A 15964-nucleotide genomic window follows, 5' to 3' on the forward strand; every position below is an offset into this window, starting at 1 on the left:
CCCGATTCTACTGAGCGGCGGTCGCGGCCCCTGTCGGTGTGGGTGGGGCGACGGCACGCCGTCGCCCCACCCACACCACGAAGAACGCCACGACGACGATGCCGATCGCGATCCCGATCACGTAGACCGCGACGCCCGCGTAGCCGGGCGGGACGAGTTCGGGATTGTTCGGGTTCAGGAACGGATAGGGGTACCAGTACGGCACGTCGCTCCCCGGCGAGGTGATGAGGGGTCCACGCAGGAGCGTGTAGATCACCCACACGATGGGGTAGATCACGACGACGAGCACGCGCTTCCACGCGAGTGCGCGCCGTCGAGGTGCGAAGAGGAGATCCAGCAGCATCACGAGCGGGATCACGACGTGCAGCACCTCGTTCGACCACGCCACGGTCTGCCCCTGCGGCAGCGGGATGTTGCGCAGCAGCAGGTTGTACACGACGCCGGTGGTGACCATATAGGTCGTCGCGCACAGCAGCAGGACGGCGTACCCCTGCGGTTCGGCATCCTCGGTGACGCGCCCGCGTCGCCACCACCAGACCGCCCCGATCGTGAGCGTCACCGCCGCGATCAGGTTCGACTGGATCGTGAAGAAGCTCAGGAAGTTCGCCACGACGGTCGGCACGTGCCAGCCGAACTGCAGGGCGTTGGACGTGCTGCGCTGCAACTGCGCGATCACGGCCGCCACACCCAGGACAGCAGCGGCGATGCGGACGAACGACCAGATCCAGGCCCAACGGGCGGTGCGCAGCATGCGCTCACCCTATCGACGCCGAGACCCGGCGAGGCGGCATCCGGGGGCCGCCGGAGGGGCCCCGATAGGATGGGGTGTACCGTCGGATCCTTCCCGAGGAGTGAACATGCCCGCCATCGTGATCGTCGGAGTCCAGTGGGGCGATGAGGGCAAGGGAAAGGCCACCGATCTGCTCGGTGAGCGCACCGACGTGGTGGTGAAGTTCAACGGCGGCAATAACGCCGGCCACACGGTCGTGATCGGCGACGAGAAGTACGCGCTGCACCTGCTGCCCTCCGGCATCCTCTCGCCCGGTGTCACCCCCGTGATCGGCAACGGCGTCGTGGTCGACCTCGAGGTGCTGTTCGCCGAGCTCGAGGCGCTCAACGCCCGCGGCCTGGACACCACGAAGCTCAAGATCAGCGCGAACGCGCACATCATCACGCAGTACCACCGCACGCTCGACAAGGTCACCGAGCGCTTCCTCGGCAAGCGCATGATCGGCACGACGGGGCGGGGGATCGGGCCGGCGTACGCGGACAAGATCAACCGGGTCGGCATCCGCCTGCAGGACCTCTTCGACGAGAACATCCTGCGCCAGAAGGTCGAGGGGGCGCTCGACCAGAAGAACCATCTCCTGGTGAAGGTGTTCAACCGGCGCGCGATCACGATCGACGAGGTCGTGGAGGACCTGCTGTCGTACGCGCCGCGTCTGAAGGACATGGTGTGCGACACCTCACTGCTGCTGAACGAAGCCCTGGATGCCGGTGAGGTCGTCGTGTTCGAGGGCGGCCAGGCGACGATGCTCGACATCGACCACGGCACGTACCCGTTCGTGACCTCCTCGTCGGCCACTGCGGGTGGCGCCGCCACCGGCTCGGGCGTCGGACCCAATCGCCTGGACCGCATCGTCGGCATCGTGAAGGCATACACGACGCGCGTCGGCTCCGGACCGTTCCCGACCGAGCTGTTCGACGAGCAGGGGGAGTGGCTGCGTTCGCGCGGGTTCGAGTTCGGCACGACCACCGGTCGCCCCCGCCGGGTGGGCTGGTACGACGCCCCGATCACGCGCTACGCGACCCGCATCAACGGGATCACCGACCTCGTGCTGACCAAGCTCGACATCCTCACGGGCCTGGACGAGATCCCGGTGTGCGTGGCGTATGACGTCGACGGCACGCGCTTCGACGAGGTGCCCGTCAACCAGTCCGACTTCCACCACGCCAAGCCGATCCTGGAGTACTTCCCGGGCTGGAAGGAGGACATCTCGGGTGCGCGCACCTTCGAGGACCTCCCGCTCGCGGCGCAGGACTACGTTCTGGCCCTCGAGGAGATGAGCGGCACGCGCATTTCGGTCATCGGCGTCGGGCCCTCCCGCGACGCCGTGATCGTGCGCCACGACCTCGTCGACTGATGCGCTTCTGGCTCGGCGGATACACCGCCCGCTCCGGCGGGAACGCGACGGGCATCGGGGTCCTCGATGCGGGCGCGGCGGATGACATCCTGGCCGGTGGGCAGTTGCGTTTCGTCGGGGATGCGGTCGGCGCGGACGGCTCGCCGTCGTGGGTGGCGCAGCATCCCGAGCACGACGTGGTCTACGCCGCGATCGAGGACGCGGGGACCGTCCGTGCGTATCGCCGCACCGGTGAGCGAACGCTCGAACCGTTCGGCGGGCCGGTGGAGGCGGGTGAAGCCGTGTGCCACGTCGCCGTCGCCCCCGACGGCGGGTCGCTCGTGGCGAGCTGCTGGGGCGACGGCCGCGTCGTGCGGATGCGACTGGATGCCGCCGGCAGACCATCCGCGCCGGCGATCGGTGCCGCGGGGTCGGACCCCTACGGACCTGATGCCGAGCCCGGCGATTTCGGTGGAGCGATCGATCTGTCCGCGCGTGTGGACCCGCACCGGGGCGCCGATCTGAGCGCCGGCGTGGACCTCGGTCGCGGTGTGGATCTCGCCGCCGCGGCGCGGGCGCTGCGCGCGGCGGCCGGCGACGAATACGGGCACCTCGTGCCGGAGTACGACGCCGAGCCCGCCGACCCCGAGCCGGATGCGGAGTCCGCGGAGGCGGCATCCCGCGTCTCGCGCGCGCACCAGGCGGTCTTCCTCCCCGGCGGACTGATCGCGACCACCGACATGGGCTGGGATCTCGTGCGGTTCTGGCGGGCGGACGGCTCCGGGCTCCGCGAAGTGCAGCAGGTCGTCCTGCCGCGAGGCAGCGGCCCGCGCCATACGGTGTGGCACCCGAGCGGGCACCTCTACGTCGTGACCGAACTCAGTCGTGAGGTCTTCGCGCTCGCCCCCGACCCGAGCGGGCGCTGGCGGGTCGTCGCAGGTTCGACCCTCGGTGCCGGGACGCTCGACGGCGACACGGCGGCCGAACTCGCGGCCTCCCGTGACGGTCATTTCCTCTACGCCGGCGTGCGCGGCAGCAACACGATCGCCATCGTGCGCGTGAAGGGCGCCGGCGACGCGTTCGCGCCGGTCGCCCTCGTCGATTCCGGCGTGGACTGGCCCCGGCACCACGTGATCGACCGTGACACGCTTCTGGTGGCCGGCCAGCGCTCCGACGAGGTCGCGTCTCTCACCCTCGACCTGCGCACCGGGGTGCCCGGGCGCGTGCGGCACCGCGTGCAGACGCCGTCGCCGACCTGCCTTCTGCGGGCGCGGAGCTAGACCTTCGCGTCCTGCCGCGGGATGTACACCTGTTTGATGATGAGCAGGATCGAGGCGGTCACCGGCACGGCGATCAGCGCACCGAGCAGACCCAGCAGCGTGCCGCCGATGAGGGCACCGATCACCACGAGCGAGCCCGGGATCGAGATCGCCTTGCTCATGACCTTCGGGGTGATCACGTAGGCCTCGATCTGGATGTAGATCAGATAGCAGATCGCGAAGATGAGCGCCGATACCGGGCTCGTGAACAGCGCGATCACGCTCGCGGTGATCCAGTACAGGACCGGGCCCACGAGCGGGATGATCGTGATCATGAACGCGAGTACGCCCATCAGGAGTGGGTAGGGCAGGCCGAGGACCAGGTGCAGCAGGAAGGCCACGATCGAGTTGAAGAACGCGAGCACGACCATGCCCATCAGATAGCTGCCCACCGACTCGGTGATCTCGTTCGTCATGGCACGGACCTTGGTGCGGTTGCGCGCGGGCGCGAACTGCATCAGCGACTCCTTGATCGCCGGGAGCGAGGCCACGAAGTACAGCGTGAGGACGACCACGATCAGCCCGCCCGAGACGGCGGCGGCGATTCCGGCGCCGATCTTGAGCAGACCGCCCGAGATCGCGGCGATGTTGGACGGGTTCGTGATGAAGGACTGGATCTCGCTCGTGATCGTGTTCAGGCCCGTTCCGAAGATGCCCTCCAGCGTCGCGTAGACGTCGCTCTTCTGGAAGTCCGAGATCATCGAGGGGATGCCGGTGAAGAACGAGCTGACCTGGTTGATGAGGGTGGGCACGACCAGGAGGATCACACCGGTGGCGATCACGCCCAGGATCAGGAAGACGATCGTGATCGCCCAAGGGCGCTTCACGTTGTGCCGCTCGAACCACCTGAGCACGGGGTCCAGGCCGAGAGCCGCGAACATGGCCAGGGCGATGTAGATGAGGATCGTGGCGATGTTGGTGACCGCGATCCCGAGCAGGATCGCGACGAGGCCGCCGATCGTGAGCAGCAGGCCCGCGGTGAAAGGACTGTCCAAGTGCGCCCAGAACGGGCGTCCGCCTCGATCGCTGGCCCTCGTGGCGGCGACCATCACCTCGCCGGTGTCGGTGCTCTCGGCCGCGGGCGTCGCGGGAGCGGGCGCCTCTGCGGCGACGGGCGCTCCGGCGGCATCCGAGCCGGCTGCGGGCGAAGGGGTGCCATCGGTCATGGCTCACACTCTAGGGCGCGGGGCATCGCGCACCACTCACCCGGGCCGGGTGAATGTGGCGACGCGGGCATCGGCTCGTCGTGAACCATCCCGACGGCCGCACCGCGCACACGAGCCCGGTGCGCGGTGCGGCGTCGTTCCGCAGCCGGTCAGTTCACGGGGTGAGCGGCGGAGAACATGTCGCCGGGATCGAATCGACGCTTGAGCTCACCGAGCCGGCCGGCCGCGTCGCCGTATCCGCCCCGGCGATCCACGTTGCCGCCGTCCACGAACGTCAGCGCGAGAGCGTCGATGTGCCACGGCTCGAAGAGCGCCACTGCCGCGCCCACCGCCGCGCCGGCGCCGGCTGCGGCATCGGGAACCGGAACAACGGCGACCGCGTGGCAGATGTACTCTCCCCGGAAGGCCGACACCGCCCCACCCGCATCGACCGGACGCGCCACGGCTCCGCCGACGTGGCGCAGCTCCATCATGAAGAGCCTCGGGTCGGAGCCGGCCCGCAGGAATGCGGCGACCGCATCTTCCGGGAGCTCGTCGACCACTGCGTGCCCGGTGACCGCCGGGGTGGGCTGAGGCGGATCCATGTGCACGGCGACCAGCCCGGCAGCAGGGATGCGACCGAAGGTGTCGATCTCCGGTGCGAGCGCCCGCAGCGGTGCGAGGACGGCGGCTGCCCCCTCATCAGTCCCCAGGACCGCGCCGTCGATGACCACCACCGACCGGCCGGAGAGGAACGGGGGAAGTTCGGGCAGGGGGGGAAGGTTCAGGATGCGCAGGGTCGTCGTCGCGCTATCCGGTGCCGTCGTCGTCCACGTCGCCCAGGCGCGAGCCACCTCGGAGGCGCGAGCTGCGTCCCACAGCAGCATTCCGGCGTACACGTCCGCGTACGGGAGCAGGTCCATCTCGAGCGAGACCACCACCCCGAAGGCGCCCGATCCGCCTCGGACCGCCCAGAACAGGTCCCGGTTCTCCTCGGCGCTCGCGCGCACCAGTGCGCCGTCGGCGGTGACGATCTGAACGGCACGGACGAAGTTGACCGCGAGGCCGTGCGTCCGCGCGTAGAAGGACAGGCCGCCGCTGAGGCTGTACCCGGCGACGCCGACGTCGCCGGCGCTTCCGTGGGGCGCCGTCAGACCGTGGGGTGCCGCGGCTTCCAGGACGTCGTTCCACTGCGAGCCGCCCAGCACGCGCGCCGTGCGCGCGACCGGGTCGACCGTGACGCCGCGCAGTCGCGCCAGTGAGATGACCACGGTGTCGGCGAAGCCCGTGTCGGCGAGCGCGGCGGCGGCGTGTCCGGTCGACTGCGGTGCGACTCTGAGTCCTGCCGCGGCGGCCGCACGGACGACGTCCACGACCTCTTCGGCGTTCTCCGGACGCGCGACGGCGACCGGTCGTTGGTCGACGGCGAGGTTCCAGGGCATGCGGGCGAGATCCCAGTCGTCGTCACCGGGCAGCACCACACGGTTGCCGAGGGCGGCGCGCAACCGACGTGCCCGCGGGTCTGCGGCATCGGGTCCGGCGGTGTCGGTCGTGGTGTCGGACAAGGTCATGGTGAGCTCCAGTGGTCTGATTTCGGATCGGATGGGGCACCTCGAACGGCGCCGCAGGAGAGTCTGGTGGCGGCCGGCTTCCGGCCACCACCCCAGAGCAGAGGGATCTTCCGCCCTCCCAGATACCTGGGATAGCGGATCCCCGCGCCCGAGAGCACACTGATGGCATGGCAACGGCACTGGCGCGTGGACGCGCGCGGAGCGACATCGAGGTGATGTCGCGTGCCGGCCTTCCCCTGCATCGGTTCATGGACGAAGCAGCGGACTCGTTGGGTGCGGTCGTGCCCTTCGTCGCCGCGTGCGTGACGACGCTCGACCCGGCGACCGCGATGGTCTCGAGCGCGCGGAAGCTCGGCGTCCTCGACGGCCGCAACGAGCAGGACCTCGCGTGGTCGCAGCTCGAGTACGGCGGTGAGGAGCCGACGGCCATTCGCGGGCTGCTGCGAGCCGGACGCACCGCGGTCGGAATGAACCGCGAGACCCACGGAGACGTGACCCGGTCCGCTCGGATGGCGGAACTGCTCGTCCCCCACTTCGACTTCCACGACGAGGCGCGCGTGGTCTTCGCGGACCGCAGCGGAGGGTGGGGACATCTCTCGCTTTTCCGTGGAAGCGAGGATCAGGCATTCGGGGCGGAGGAGCTGGCGTTCCTCGCTGATGTCGCGCCCTCCTTCACCCGCGGCTTCCGCACCGGGCTCCTCGCGCAGATCGCCCTCCGGAGCACGGCCAGCGAGGCAGGTCCGGCCGTCATCATCGTGGATGCGCAGAACCGGATGATCCAGTCCACACCCGGCGCGCAGGCGCACCTCGAGCGCATGTCGGCGCTGCCCGGCATGGGCGACCCGTTCGTGTACGTCCATGCGCTCGTCGACGCCGCCCGCCGGCTCGCACGCGGTGACACCGATCGGGTCCCTCGGGTGCGCACCCGAACGGCGGACGGGCTCTGGCTGGTGCTGCACGCAGCTCCGCTCGGTGGACTCAGCGACCGCGGCGGCGATGTCGTCGTCACGATCGAGGAGGCCCGCCCTCAGGAGGTGATCGACCTCGTCGCCGCGGCCTTCGGCCTCACGCCGCGCGAGCGCGACGTCATCTCCATCGTGCTCCGGGGCGCGAACACGAAGGAGATCGCCGCTGAGATGCACGTCTCGCCCTACACGGTGCAAGACCACCTGAAGTCGATCTTCGACAAGGCGGACGTCACGAGCCGGCGGGAACTCGTCGCGCGGGTCTACTTCGACCAGTACCTGTCCCGAGCCGGATCCGAACTCGCCCCCTCCGGGTGGTACGCGATCGCGCACTGACGGGCGGCGTGCATCGCACCGACCGCCCGGGCCGCGACCGGTATCGTCGGGGCATGACCGATCACTCCGCAGAGCCTGTCCTGGCCGACGCAGAAGCGCTCGAGACCCTGCAGCGACTGCGCGGCAGCATCGACAACGTGGATGCCGCGCTGGTCTATCTGCTCGCCGAACGGTTCCGTGCCACGAAGCAGGTCGGCAAGCTCAAAGCGGAGCACGGCATGCCGGCATCCGACCCCGCCCGGGAGGAGCAGCAGCTCGCCCGTCTGCGCCGACTCGCGATCGACGCGGAGCTGGACCCCGAGTTCGCCCAGAAGTGGTTCTCGTTCGTCGTCGCCGAAGTGATCAGGCATCACGTCGAAGCCGCCGAAGAGCGCTGAGCGGAAGGACCCTCGCCATGGCCCATGAACTCACGATCGGCACGCTGCTCGAATCCGAGGATGCCGCCCCCGCCCACCTGCTCGCGAACAAGCTCAACCGCCACACGTTCTGGTGCGGGCAGAGCGGATCGGGCAAGACGTACGCACTCGGCGTCGCCCTCGAGCAGATCATGCTGCACACGCGGCTGCCGCTGGTGATCCTCGATCCGAACTCGGACTTCGTCAAGCTCGGCGAGCTCCACGAGTCCGCCCCCGCGAGCGAGGCGTCCGAGCTCGCGCAGCGCGACATCCGGGTGCTCCGGTCCACCCCCGGAGCCGAGAACCCCCTGCACGTGCGCTTCATGCAGCTTCCCCTGCGCTCGCGTGCCGCGATCCTGCAGATCGACCCGCTGTTGCATCCGCAGGACTTCAACGCGCTGCTGCGCCTGGAGCCCGAGCTCTCCCTGGTGCCCGATCACGACATCGTGGGGTTCATGCGCGCCCACCCCGACCGCGTGCGTCACGACCTCGCGATGCGGCTGGAGAACCTCGGCGTCGTGCAGTGGAACCTGTGGGCGTGGGGCAAGCGCGCCGTCACCGACGACATCGACGACAAGCCCGATGCGACGGTGGTGGACCTCGGCGGCTTCCCGACGCCGATGGAGTCCCGCGCCGCGGCGCTCGCGGTGCTCGACCACCTGTGGGAGACCCGCGAGCAGCGCATCGGCCGGCTCATCGTGATCGATGAGGCCCACAACCTCTGCACGCCCGACCCGGTCACCCCCGTGCAGAAGCTGCTGACGGAGCGGATCGTGCAGATCGCCGCGGAGGGGCGCAAGTACGGCCTCTGGCTGCTGCTGTCGACCCAGCGCCCGTCGAAGGTGCACGTGAACGCCCTGTCGCAGTGCGACAACCTCGCCCTCATGCGGATGAGCTCGCCGCGGGACCTCGCCGAGCTCGGCGGCATGTTCGGCTACGCGCCGGACTCTCTGCTCAACCGGGCGACCGCGTTCGCGCAGGGTCAGGCGCTGTTCGCCGGCGGCTTCGTGGAGCAGCCGAGTCTGGTGCAGATGGGCGCGCGCCTGACCCGCGAGGGCGGCAGCGACGTCCCCGTGCCGCTGCGCTGAGCGCTGTCAGGGAGTCGCGCGACGCAGGGTCAGGAAGGCCGTCGCCGCCAGGACCGCCGTGATCAGGATGCCCCAGAGGGTCATGCCGACCGTGCCCTGGCCCTGCAGCCACCCGAACACCTGCGCCCACGCGTTCAGCCGTCCGGTGATCCAGAGGCCGCCGACCAGGAGCGCCCCGATGCCGACCATGGCGAGCGTGACCGCCAGGGCGCCCCAGCGCTTGTAGATCGTCGCCGCCCAGAAGCCGATCACGAACATGAACATCGCGATCGCGAAGAAGGCGATCCCGGCCGCCCACCACCCGGCATCCCACAGCCACGGGATGTAGAAGAAGTAGCCGCTCAGCCCGTAGCCGCCTGTGGCCTGCTCGATGAAGCCGCCGATGACGAAGACGATCGCGAGGATGCCGGCGGTGAGACCCGCGGTCAGCAGCGTGCCGAAGAAGAACTCCCGTCTGGTGATGCTCATCGCCTGGGAGAACGGGAACGAGTAGGCCATCGCCTGGATGCCGATCGCGAGGAAGTACCAGAGGGGCGCCTGGACCCCGCCGCCGTACTTCACCGCGCCGGGCGGGAGCATGCTGTACACGATCAGCGTGAACGCGAGCGTGCCGAACAGGATGATCAGCGGGATCCACAGGAAGGTCATCCTGTTGACCAGCTGCAGACGGACGACGTTCAGTGTGCGGCTCATCGGGCCACCTCCGGGGTCGGTGCCGCCTGTTCGGCGGCGTGCTGGGTGAGACGGACGATCAGCTGCTGCAGTGAGACGGGCGCGACATCGAGGCCGAGGTCGGCGAGTCGGACCCGGTCCGCCGCGCTCAGCGCTCCGAGCACGGTGACCGAGGCCACGCGGCCGAGGCTCTCGCGATGCAGGACCTCTCGTCCGGCCACGAAGGCGTCGACCTCGGCGCCGTCACCGACGATCGTGGAGGCGCGGTCGCGGACGGCATCCGTCGCCTCGTCCATGATGATGCGACCGGCATCGATCACGAGCACGCGCTCGATCAGGTTGGACACCTCGTCGATCAGGTGCGAGGACAGGATGATCGTCCGCGGGTGCAGGGAGTAGTCCTCGAGCAGCCGGTCGTAGAAGATCTGCCGGGCCACGGCGTCCAGGCCGAGGTAGGGCTCATCGAAGAACGTGATCTCGGCGCGCGAGGCGAGACCGATGATCACGCCGACCGCCGACAGCTGCCCGCGTGAGAGCTTCTTGATGCGGCGATTCGTCGGCAGCTGGAAGTCGGCGATCAGGCGCTGGGCGAGCTGTTCGTCCCACCGGGGGAAGAACAGCCGCGCCGACCGGAACGCGTGCACGGGCCTCGCGTCGTCCGGGTAGCGCTGGCTCTCGCGCACGAAGCACATGCGCTCGAGGACCCGCGCGTTCTCGTACGGGTGCTCGCCGAAGATGCGGATGTCACCGCTCGTGGCGAAGTTCTGGGCGGTGAGCATCGACATCACGGTCGTCTTGCCGGCGCCGTTGCGGCCGAGCAGGCCGTAGATCGTGTCCTGCTCGATCGCGAACGACACGTCATCGACGGCGGTGATGTCGCGGTAGCGCTTCGTGAGGTTCTGCACCTCGATGACAGCGGTCATCGGGCCGCTCCTTCCTGAGGGGATGCCGCGCCCTGGGCGTCGGCGCGGTCGAGGATCAGACGCGTGAGCTCGTCGGGACCGAGCCCGAGCTTGTCGGCTTCGGCGAGCAGGGGCGCGACGAAGCGGTCGGCGAAGACGGCGCGCCGCTCGGTCATCAGCAGTTCGCGTGCGCCCGGCGCGACGAACATGCCGATCCCGCGACGCTTGTAGAGCACTCCTTTGTCGACGAGCATGGCGACTCCTTTCGCGGCCGTGGCGGGGTTGATGCGGAAGAACGCGGCGAGTTCGTTCGTGGACGGGGCCTGCGCCTCTTCGGCGAGCGAACCGTCGATGATCGAGTCCTCGACGCTCTCGGCGATCTGGAGGAACAGCGCTTTGCCTTCTTCGATCACGTCGGCTCCGGTCTGTGGGTTAATTACTTGACTAAGTAACCATAGAACCGAGCTCGCGTCAACCCCGTGCGACAGGGCCGCCCTCAGGCGTCCGTCGATGCTGCGGGGAAGTGGCTGCTCGACGAGCGGACGTCAGCGGCAGACCAGCACGGCGCACGGCGCCGAGTGCTGGACGCGCGAGGCGGTGCTGCCGAGCAGGATCGTGCGACTGAGCCCGCGGCTGCCCGCCGCGAGCACGATGAGTGCGGCGTCGGTCTCCTCCGCCGCCCGGATGATCTCCTGCGCCGGCGAGCCGCTGCGCACCTGGGTGTGCACGCGGGGTCCCCACGCGCTGAATTCCGCGGCCACGGTCTCCGCGGCGACGCGTGCGTCGTCGGCGAAGCTCAGCGAGGTCATGAGCGGTGTCCGGGTCGGGCCGATCTCATTCGCGAACGGGGCGGCGGCGTACGGGCTGACCACGGCCACGACGGTCACTTCGGTGACGGCATCCGCGTCCGCGAAGCCGATGAACTGGCGCGCCCCGTCGAGCGATGCCCGCGAGCCGTCGGTGGCGACGATGACGTGCACGGTCAGGCGTCCTTCTCGAGCGTCGCCGACGGGTCGCCGCGCTCGACTCCCGGCGGTCGGAGCCGCTTCTTGCCGAACAGGCGCTCGCAGATGTACAGGACGAGTCCGACGGCGAGAAGCCCGGCCACCCAGAACAGCGCCTCGGGGTCGTCGATCAGCGTGTACGTGAGCACCGCGAGATTGCCGATGATGCCGGCGATCAACAGGGGCGTGTTCGCCCGATACGTGTCCGGTCGCTCGTCCTTGCCGCGCAGCTTCAGGCACGACACGATCACGAGCGCGTAGATGAACAGCAGGAAGACGACGGTAATCGTCGCGAGGCGATCGACGATGTCGAGCTGGTCCTCCGGCGCGAGCCCGCCCTGGCCGCTGCGGATGATCGCGCCGACCACGAGGAGCGCACCCACCACCGCGCCGCCGAACAGCAGGGCGACGTAGGGGCTGCGCCGGACCGGATGCACTTTGGCGAACACGGCCGGCACCACGTCCTCGCGGGCCATGCCGTACAGGATGCGGGCCTGGGCCACGACGGTGACGAGCGTGGTGTTGCTGATCGCGATCATCGCGATGATCCCGAAGACGACGAGCATGACGGATGCCGGGATGAAGAAGAGGTCTGCACGGATCACTTCGAGCAGGGTGTTCCCGGCGAGGGTCGAGATCGGAACGGCGAGGGCCGCGGCGATCGAGACCAGCACGTACACGATGCCGGCGGTCAGCATCCCGCCGATCAGGGCCCGCGGGAACGCGCGCGACGGGTCGATCGTCTCCTCGGCGACGTTCGCGGCGTTCTCGAATCCTGTCATCGCGAAGAACGCGAGCGAGACACCGGCGAGGACCGCGAGGATCGCCGAGCCGCCACCGCCGTCGACGTTGAACTGCAGCAGCACGGCCGGATCGCCCACGCCCTCGAAGAGCGCGATCGCACCGATGATGATCACGATCACGAGGCCCGTGAGCTCGATGAAGGTCATCACGACGTTCGCGACGACCGATTCGGTGATGCCGATGAGGTTGATGAGGGTGATGACCGCCACGAACGCGAGGGCGATGGCGGTCGCCGCCCAGATCGCGTCCTCGGGCAGGCCGATCAGACCCGCGAAGTAGCGGACGAACCCTGAGGCGAGTGAGCCGACGGCGGCCATGTTGGCGGAGAGCATGCAGATCGTCACGAAGAAGGTCAGCGCGGGGCTGCGGAAGGCCTTGTTCACGTACAGCGACGCGCCAGCGGCCTGCGGATACTTCGTGACGAGCTCGGCGTAGGCGAGGCCGGTGACCGCGGCGATCGCGACGCCCACCAGGAATGCCATCCAGAACGCCCCGCCCACCGCCGCCGCGACGAGGCCGACGAGGACGTAGATGCCGGAGCCGAGGACGTCGCCCACGACGTAGAAGTAGAGCTGCTTGACCGTGATCGACCGCTTGAGCGGACTCGGTGCGGACACGGATGCTTCGGCGGACGTAGCCATCCGCAGACCCTACCCCGCGGGTGGGGGGTCGCGGAGGATCTCTCCCCAGGTCGGGGTGAGGTCGAACGTCACATTCTCATCTCGAGCTGGACGGAAATATGCCGGGGGGTTGTCGAAATGGCGGGAAGTCGTTCGCTGTGACGATGAAGGAGCCGGACAGGCCGGCTCGCCAATGCAGGAGGTATTCCATGTCCCAGTACGCGATCCTCATCTACGAAGACCCGGCTTTCTACGAGACCATGACGCCCGAGGGATGGGGCGCCGTCGTCGAAGCGCACGATGCGTTCACAAAGGGCGTCGTCGAGCACGGTGGGTCGATCACGGGTGGTGGGGCGCTCAAGCCCGTGTCGCAGGCACTCAAGATCACCGCCGGCGAGGTGTCGGACGGCCCGTTCGTGGAGTCCAAAGAGTCGTTCCTCGGCTACTACACCGTGGAGGCGCGCGACCTCGATCACGCGATCGAGCTCGCCGCGTTGGCCCCGGCGGCCGGCGGCGGTGTCGAGCTTCGCCCGATGCACGACCCGTCTGCGGGCCAGCTCTGAGCACTTTCGCTCGACACGCTGACCGCGTCCGCACTCGCGAAGGACGCGGTCAGCTCCGTCGACGCGATTCCGAGGTTCGTGTCGAATTGCCGCTTGCCTGTTCGCTGTCCCGATGAAACTGTTCCACTGACGAAAGGACACGACCGTGAAGTACGTCATCATGTTCACGACCACCCCCGAGCTGGAAGCGACGGTGTCGCCCGAGCACGCCGAGGAGGCTTACCGCCGCACCTACGACTGGTTCGGTACGCATCGCGAGGTGATGACCGAGTCGGGTGCCCAGCTGCAGCCGGTCACCACGGCGACCTCGGTCACCCATGGCGCTCACGGGCCGGTCGTGGCTGATGGGCCGTTCTCGGAGGCGAAGGAGGTCAGCGGCGGATTCCAGGTGATCGACGTGCCCGATCTCGATGCGGCCATCGAGATCGTCAAGACGTGGCCGTTGCTGGAATTGCCGGGCGTGACGGTGGAGATCCGCCCGATCGTCGTCTACTGAAGCGGCGTCGAGCCGTCGGGGACCCGGGTCCTAGACAACGCGCCTCGCGTCGCGTCAGAGATGCGGCTTGGGACGGACCACCCGGCCGGGGGCCGTGTCCGCGCTCCGGGCCGGTACGGGCCATGGGGCCGGCTGCGGGGAAGGGGTCGGCGTCCGCGGAGCCGCGGTCTGCGGGGCTTCCGTCGGCGAGGCCTCCGTTTCGCGCGGAGGTGCGGCATCCGACACGGTGGGCTGCCGACCGGTCGTCAGCTCGAGCGTCACCTTCGCCTCGAGCACCTCGATCGCCTCGTCCGAGAGCGAGATGAGCCCGTCGAGCTCTTCGCGGACCCGCCGGTAGGCCACCTGCCGCTCGGCGGGGGTGGCGGCCTCATCGATCGCGATCGTGAGGAGCTGCTTCGCCGTGTCCAGGCGCTTGCGCTCGACCGTCGTGAACGAGGAATCCTTCACGCGGCGGGCGTCGCGCTCGGCCACGTCGAACGCGACTTCGTAGTCCACGACCGCGTCGCGGTACTCGGTGAGCTGCTCCTTCGTCAGGCGTGCTTTCGCGGATGCCGGCCGCAGGCCGTCCGCGATGCGCTTGGCGCGCAGGAAGGCGGCCGTGAGGGGCTGGCGGCCGTCGCTCATCGCGGGGAACGCGATGAGCTTCGCCACGTCGAGCTCGTACTCGAGCCACCGTGCGGTCACGGCGTCGTGCGAGGCGAACAGCCGCTCGAGCTGCGTTCCCTCCGGTGCGGATGCCGGGGCCGCAGTCGCCGTCTCGATCGGCGGCAGGTCGGCCGCCGCGACGGCGGGGGGACGTACGCCCGCCTTGGCGGCCGTGATCTCCGCCTTGGCGTGCAGAACCTCGAGCCGACGCTTGTGGCGGCGCCGGGCGCCGCGCTCCCAGGCGCTGCCGATGCCGCCCATCACTCCCATGAGCGGGAAGACGAGCCACCAGTAGCCCCCGAGGAACGAGAAGAAAGGTTCCACCCTGTCATGCTAACCGCCGCCTCCGGCAGGCTCGCCTGCTCGCAGGTCAGTCGGAGGTCGGCATCCGCAGCGGGATCCAGGCGGGCATCTGCCAGATCCCGGTCGGCGGTGCCGTCGGACGCGGCGCGGCACCCGCCGCGCGCTCGGCCTCGTCGAACGCGGCCTCGAGCGCGGCGACGGCGTCGCGATACGCGAGGTACTGCTCGGGAGGGATCCGCTCGCGCGCAGAGGCGGGACGCACGTCCTGCGCCGCGCGGTACGCGCGGAAGAACGCCAGGGTCGCGGGTTCGCGCGTATCGCTCAGCTGCGGGTAGGCGATCGCTTTCGCCGGATCGGTCTCGTAGTCCATCCAGCGGGCGACGACCGCGTCGTGCGCGCGGTACAGCCGCTCGATCGGCAGCGGATCGGTGGAGGACGCCGCGTGGTATTGGGCAGTGGTCGCCTTCACGCGGGCGCGGCGCGCACGCAGCACCATCGCCGCGGACTTCTGCGCGAGCTTGGCCTCCTGCAGTGCGCGGCGCGCCTGCGCCGTCGCGGGGGTGCCGAGCAGGGCTTCGCCGAGCGTCGGGGGAGCGGACGAGGCGCGCGCGGCGAGCACGGCGGCCTGCGCTTCGCGCACCCGGACGCGCGCGGCGATGAGCGCCCGGGAGGCGAGCGCGACCTCGCGCCGCGCGGCATCCAGTTCGAGTCTCCTCGCACGGCGACCCCTGGCGGTCACTCCGGCGTACGTCGCGGCGCCGGCCCCGGCGGCCGCGGGTGCGACCCACCACCAGCTCTCGACGATCAGGAGGATCATCTCCACCAGGACATCGTAATCCGCGGACCCTCCGGCAGAACCGGGGGTCAGGCGATGCGCAGGTCAGCCGAAGATGAGGGCCAGGACCGTGGCGCCGCCGCCGACGAGGATGAGCGAGACGATGACCACCCAGGCGACGATCTTCACGCGGCGCTGGCGGGCTTCGTTGTAGTCGGCGTATTCGTCCTCGGACATG

18 protein-coding genes are annotated in these 15964 nt (G+C 69.4%); 7 read left to right on the top strand and 11 right to left on the bottom strand.

Annotation, left to right across the window (positions count from 1 at the left end; all coding sequences use genetic code 11):
* Positions 1–7: 7 nt before the first annotated feature.
* Complete coding sequence (locus ABD197_RS01930; RefSeq protein ID WP_344051035.1) at positions 8–751, bottom strand: Pr6Pr family membrane protein; 744 nt, start codon at positions 749–751, stop codon at positions 8–10.
* 106 nt (positions 752–857) lie between these two features.
* Between ABD197_RS01930 and ABD197_RS01935 the strand changes: the two genes are divergently transcribed.
* The gene (locus tag ABD197_RS01935; protein WP_344051037.1) at positions 858–2144 is read left to right on the top strand and encodes an adenylosuccinate synthase; all 1287 of its coding nucleotides are present in this window, start codon (positions 858–860) and stop codon (positions 2142–2144) included.
* Complete coding sequence (locus ABD197_RS01940; RefSeq protein ID WP_344051039.1) at positions 2144–3403, top strand: lactonase family protein; 1260 nt, start codon at positions 2144–2146, stop codon at positions 3401–3403. Before ABD197_RS01935 ends, ABD197_RS01940 begins: the two co-directional genes overlap by 1 nt.
* On the opposite strand, the gene ABD197_RS01945 is transcribed toward ABD197_RS01940, so the two are convergent.
* Together ABD197_RS01945 and ABD197_RS01950 are read right to left on the bottom strand one after the other, a co-directional pair.
* Positions 3400–4608 (bottom strand): AI-2E family transporter, encoded by a 1209-nt coding sequence (locus ABD197_RS01945; protein ID WP_344051041.1) that lies wholly within the window; start codon positions 4606–4608, stop codon positions 3400–3402. The genes ABD197_RS01940 and ABD197_RS01945 overlap by 4 nt on opposite strands.
* 149 nt (positions 4609–4757) lie before the next feature.
* Complete coding sequence (locus ABD197_RS01950; protein WP_344051044.1) at positions 4758–6158, bottom strand: FAD-binding oxidoreductase; 1401 nt, start codon at positions 6156–6158, stop codon at positions 4758–4760.
* A 167-nt stretch (positions 6159–6325) separates the two neighbouring features.
* Between ABD197_RS01950 and ABD197_RS01955 the strand changes: the two genes are divergently transcribed.
* The 3 genes from ABD197_RS01955 to ABD197_RS01965 are packed head-to-tail and all read left to right on the top strand — an operon-like array spanning position 6326 to position 8942.
* A complete protein-coding gene (locus ABD197_RS01955; RefSeq protein ID WP_344051046.1) occupies positions 6326–7459 on the top strand; it encodes a helix-turn-helix transcriptional regulator in 1134 nt (377 codons plus the stop codon).
* A gap of 53 nt (positions 7460–7512) precedes the next feature.
* Positions 7513–7836 carry a chorismate mutase gene (locus tag ABD197_RS01960; RefSeq protein WP_344051048.1) on the top strand — a complete coding sequence of 108 codons (324 nt, stop codon included), beginning with the start codon at positions 7513–7515 and terminating at the stop codon, positions 7834–7836.
* Positions 7837–7853: 17 nt separating this feature from the next.
* Complete coding sequence (locus ABD197_RS01965; protein WP_344051050.1) at positions 7854–8942, top strand: ATP-binding protein; 1089 nt, start codon at positions 7854–7856, stop codon at positions 8940–8942.
* Between the two features lie 6 nt (positions 8943–8948).
* Here ABD197_RS01965 and ABD197_RS01970 read toward each other — a convergent pair whose 3' ends face one another.
* The 5 genes from ABD197_RS01970 to ABD197_RS01990 form a co-directional block, all read right to left on the bottom strand.
* Positions 8949–9635, bottom strand: a complete 687-nt coding sequence (locus ABD197_RS01970) for a hypothetical protein (RefSeq protein WP_344051052.1) — start codon at positions 9633–9635, stop codon at positions 8949–8951.
* Positions 9632–10537, bottom strand: coding sequence for an ABC transporter ATP-binding protein (locus tag ABD197_RS01975; protein ID WP_344051054.1), 906 nt, complete (start codon positions 10535–10537; stop codon positions 9632–9634). Before ABD197_RS01975 ends, ABD197_RS01970 begins: the two co-directional genes overlap by 4 nt.
* Positions 10534–10929, bottom strand: coding sequence for a GntR family transcriptional regulator (locus ABD197_RS01980; RefSeq protein ID WP_344051057.1), 396 nt, complete (start codon positions 10927–10929; stop codon positions 10534–10536). Before ABD197_RS01980 ends, ABD197_RS01975 begins: the two co-directional genes overlap by 4 nt.
* Positions 10930–11061: 132 nt before the next feature.
* Positions 11062–11496: a universal stress protein gene (locus ABD197_RS01985; RefSeq protein WP_344051059.1), complete on the bottom strand. Its 435-nt coding sequence runs from the start codon at positions 11494–11496 to the stop codon at positions 11062–11064.
* A 2-nt stretch (positions 11497–11498) separates the two neighbouring features.
* Complete coding sequence (locus tag ABD197_RS01990) at positions 11499–12965, bottom strand: APC family permease (protein WP_344051061.1); 1467 nt, start codon at positions 12963–12965, stop codon at positions 11499–11501.
* A 188-nt stretch (positions 12966–13153) separates the two neighbouring features.
* Here ABD197_RS01990 and ABD197_RS01995 point away from each other — a divergent pair, with 188 nt between their 5' ends.
* Together ABD197_RS01995 and ABD197_RS02000 are read left to right on the top strand one after the other, a co-directional pair.
* A complete protein-coding gene (locus ABD197_RS01995; protein WP_344051063.1) occupies positions 13154–13507 on the top strand; it encodes a YciI family protein in 354 nt (117 codons plus the stop codon).
* Between the two features lie 160 nt (positions 13508–13667).
* Entirely contained in the window at positions 13668–14003 is a 336-nt protein-coding gene (locus ABD197_RS02000; RefSeq protein WP_344051065.1) for a YciI family protein, read from the top strand.
* Positions 14004–14057: 54 nt separating this feature from the next.
* On the opposite strand, the gene ABD197_RS02005 is transcribed toward ABD197_RS02000, so the two are convergent.
* The 3 genes from ABD197_RS02005 to ABD197_RS02015 are packed head-to-tail and all read right to left on the bottom strand — an operon-like array spanning position 14058 to position 15963.
* Complete coding sequence (locus ABD197_RS02005; protein WP_344051067.1) at positions 14058–14972, bottom strand: hypothetical protein; 915 nt, start codon at positions 14970–14972, stop codon at positions 14058–14060.
* 46 nt (positions 14973–15018) lie between these two features.
* A complete protein-coding gene (locus ABD197_RS02010; protein ID WP_344051069.1) occupies positions 15019–15774 on the bottom strand; it encodes a hypothetical protein in 756 nt (251 codons plus the stop codon).
* 57 nt (positions 15775–15831) lie between these two features.
* Positions 15832–15963 (bottom strand): hypothetical protein, encoded by a 132-nt coding sequence (locus tag ABD197_RS02015; RefSeq protein WP_344051070.1) that lies wholly within the window; start codon positions 15961–15963, stop codon positions 15832–15834.
* Position 15964: the final 1 nt, after the last annotated feature.

It is taken from the genome of Microbacterium lacus (genome assembly GCF_039531105.1).
Taxonomy (GTDB): domain Bacteria; phylum Actinomycetota; class Actinomycetes; order Actinomycetales; family Microbacteriaceae; genus Microbacterium; species Microbacterium lacus.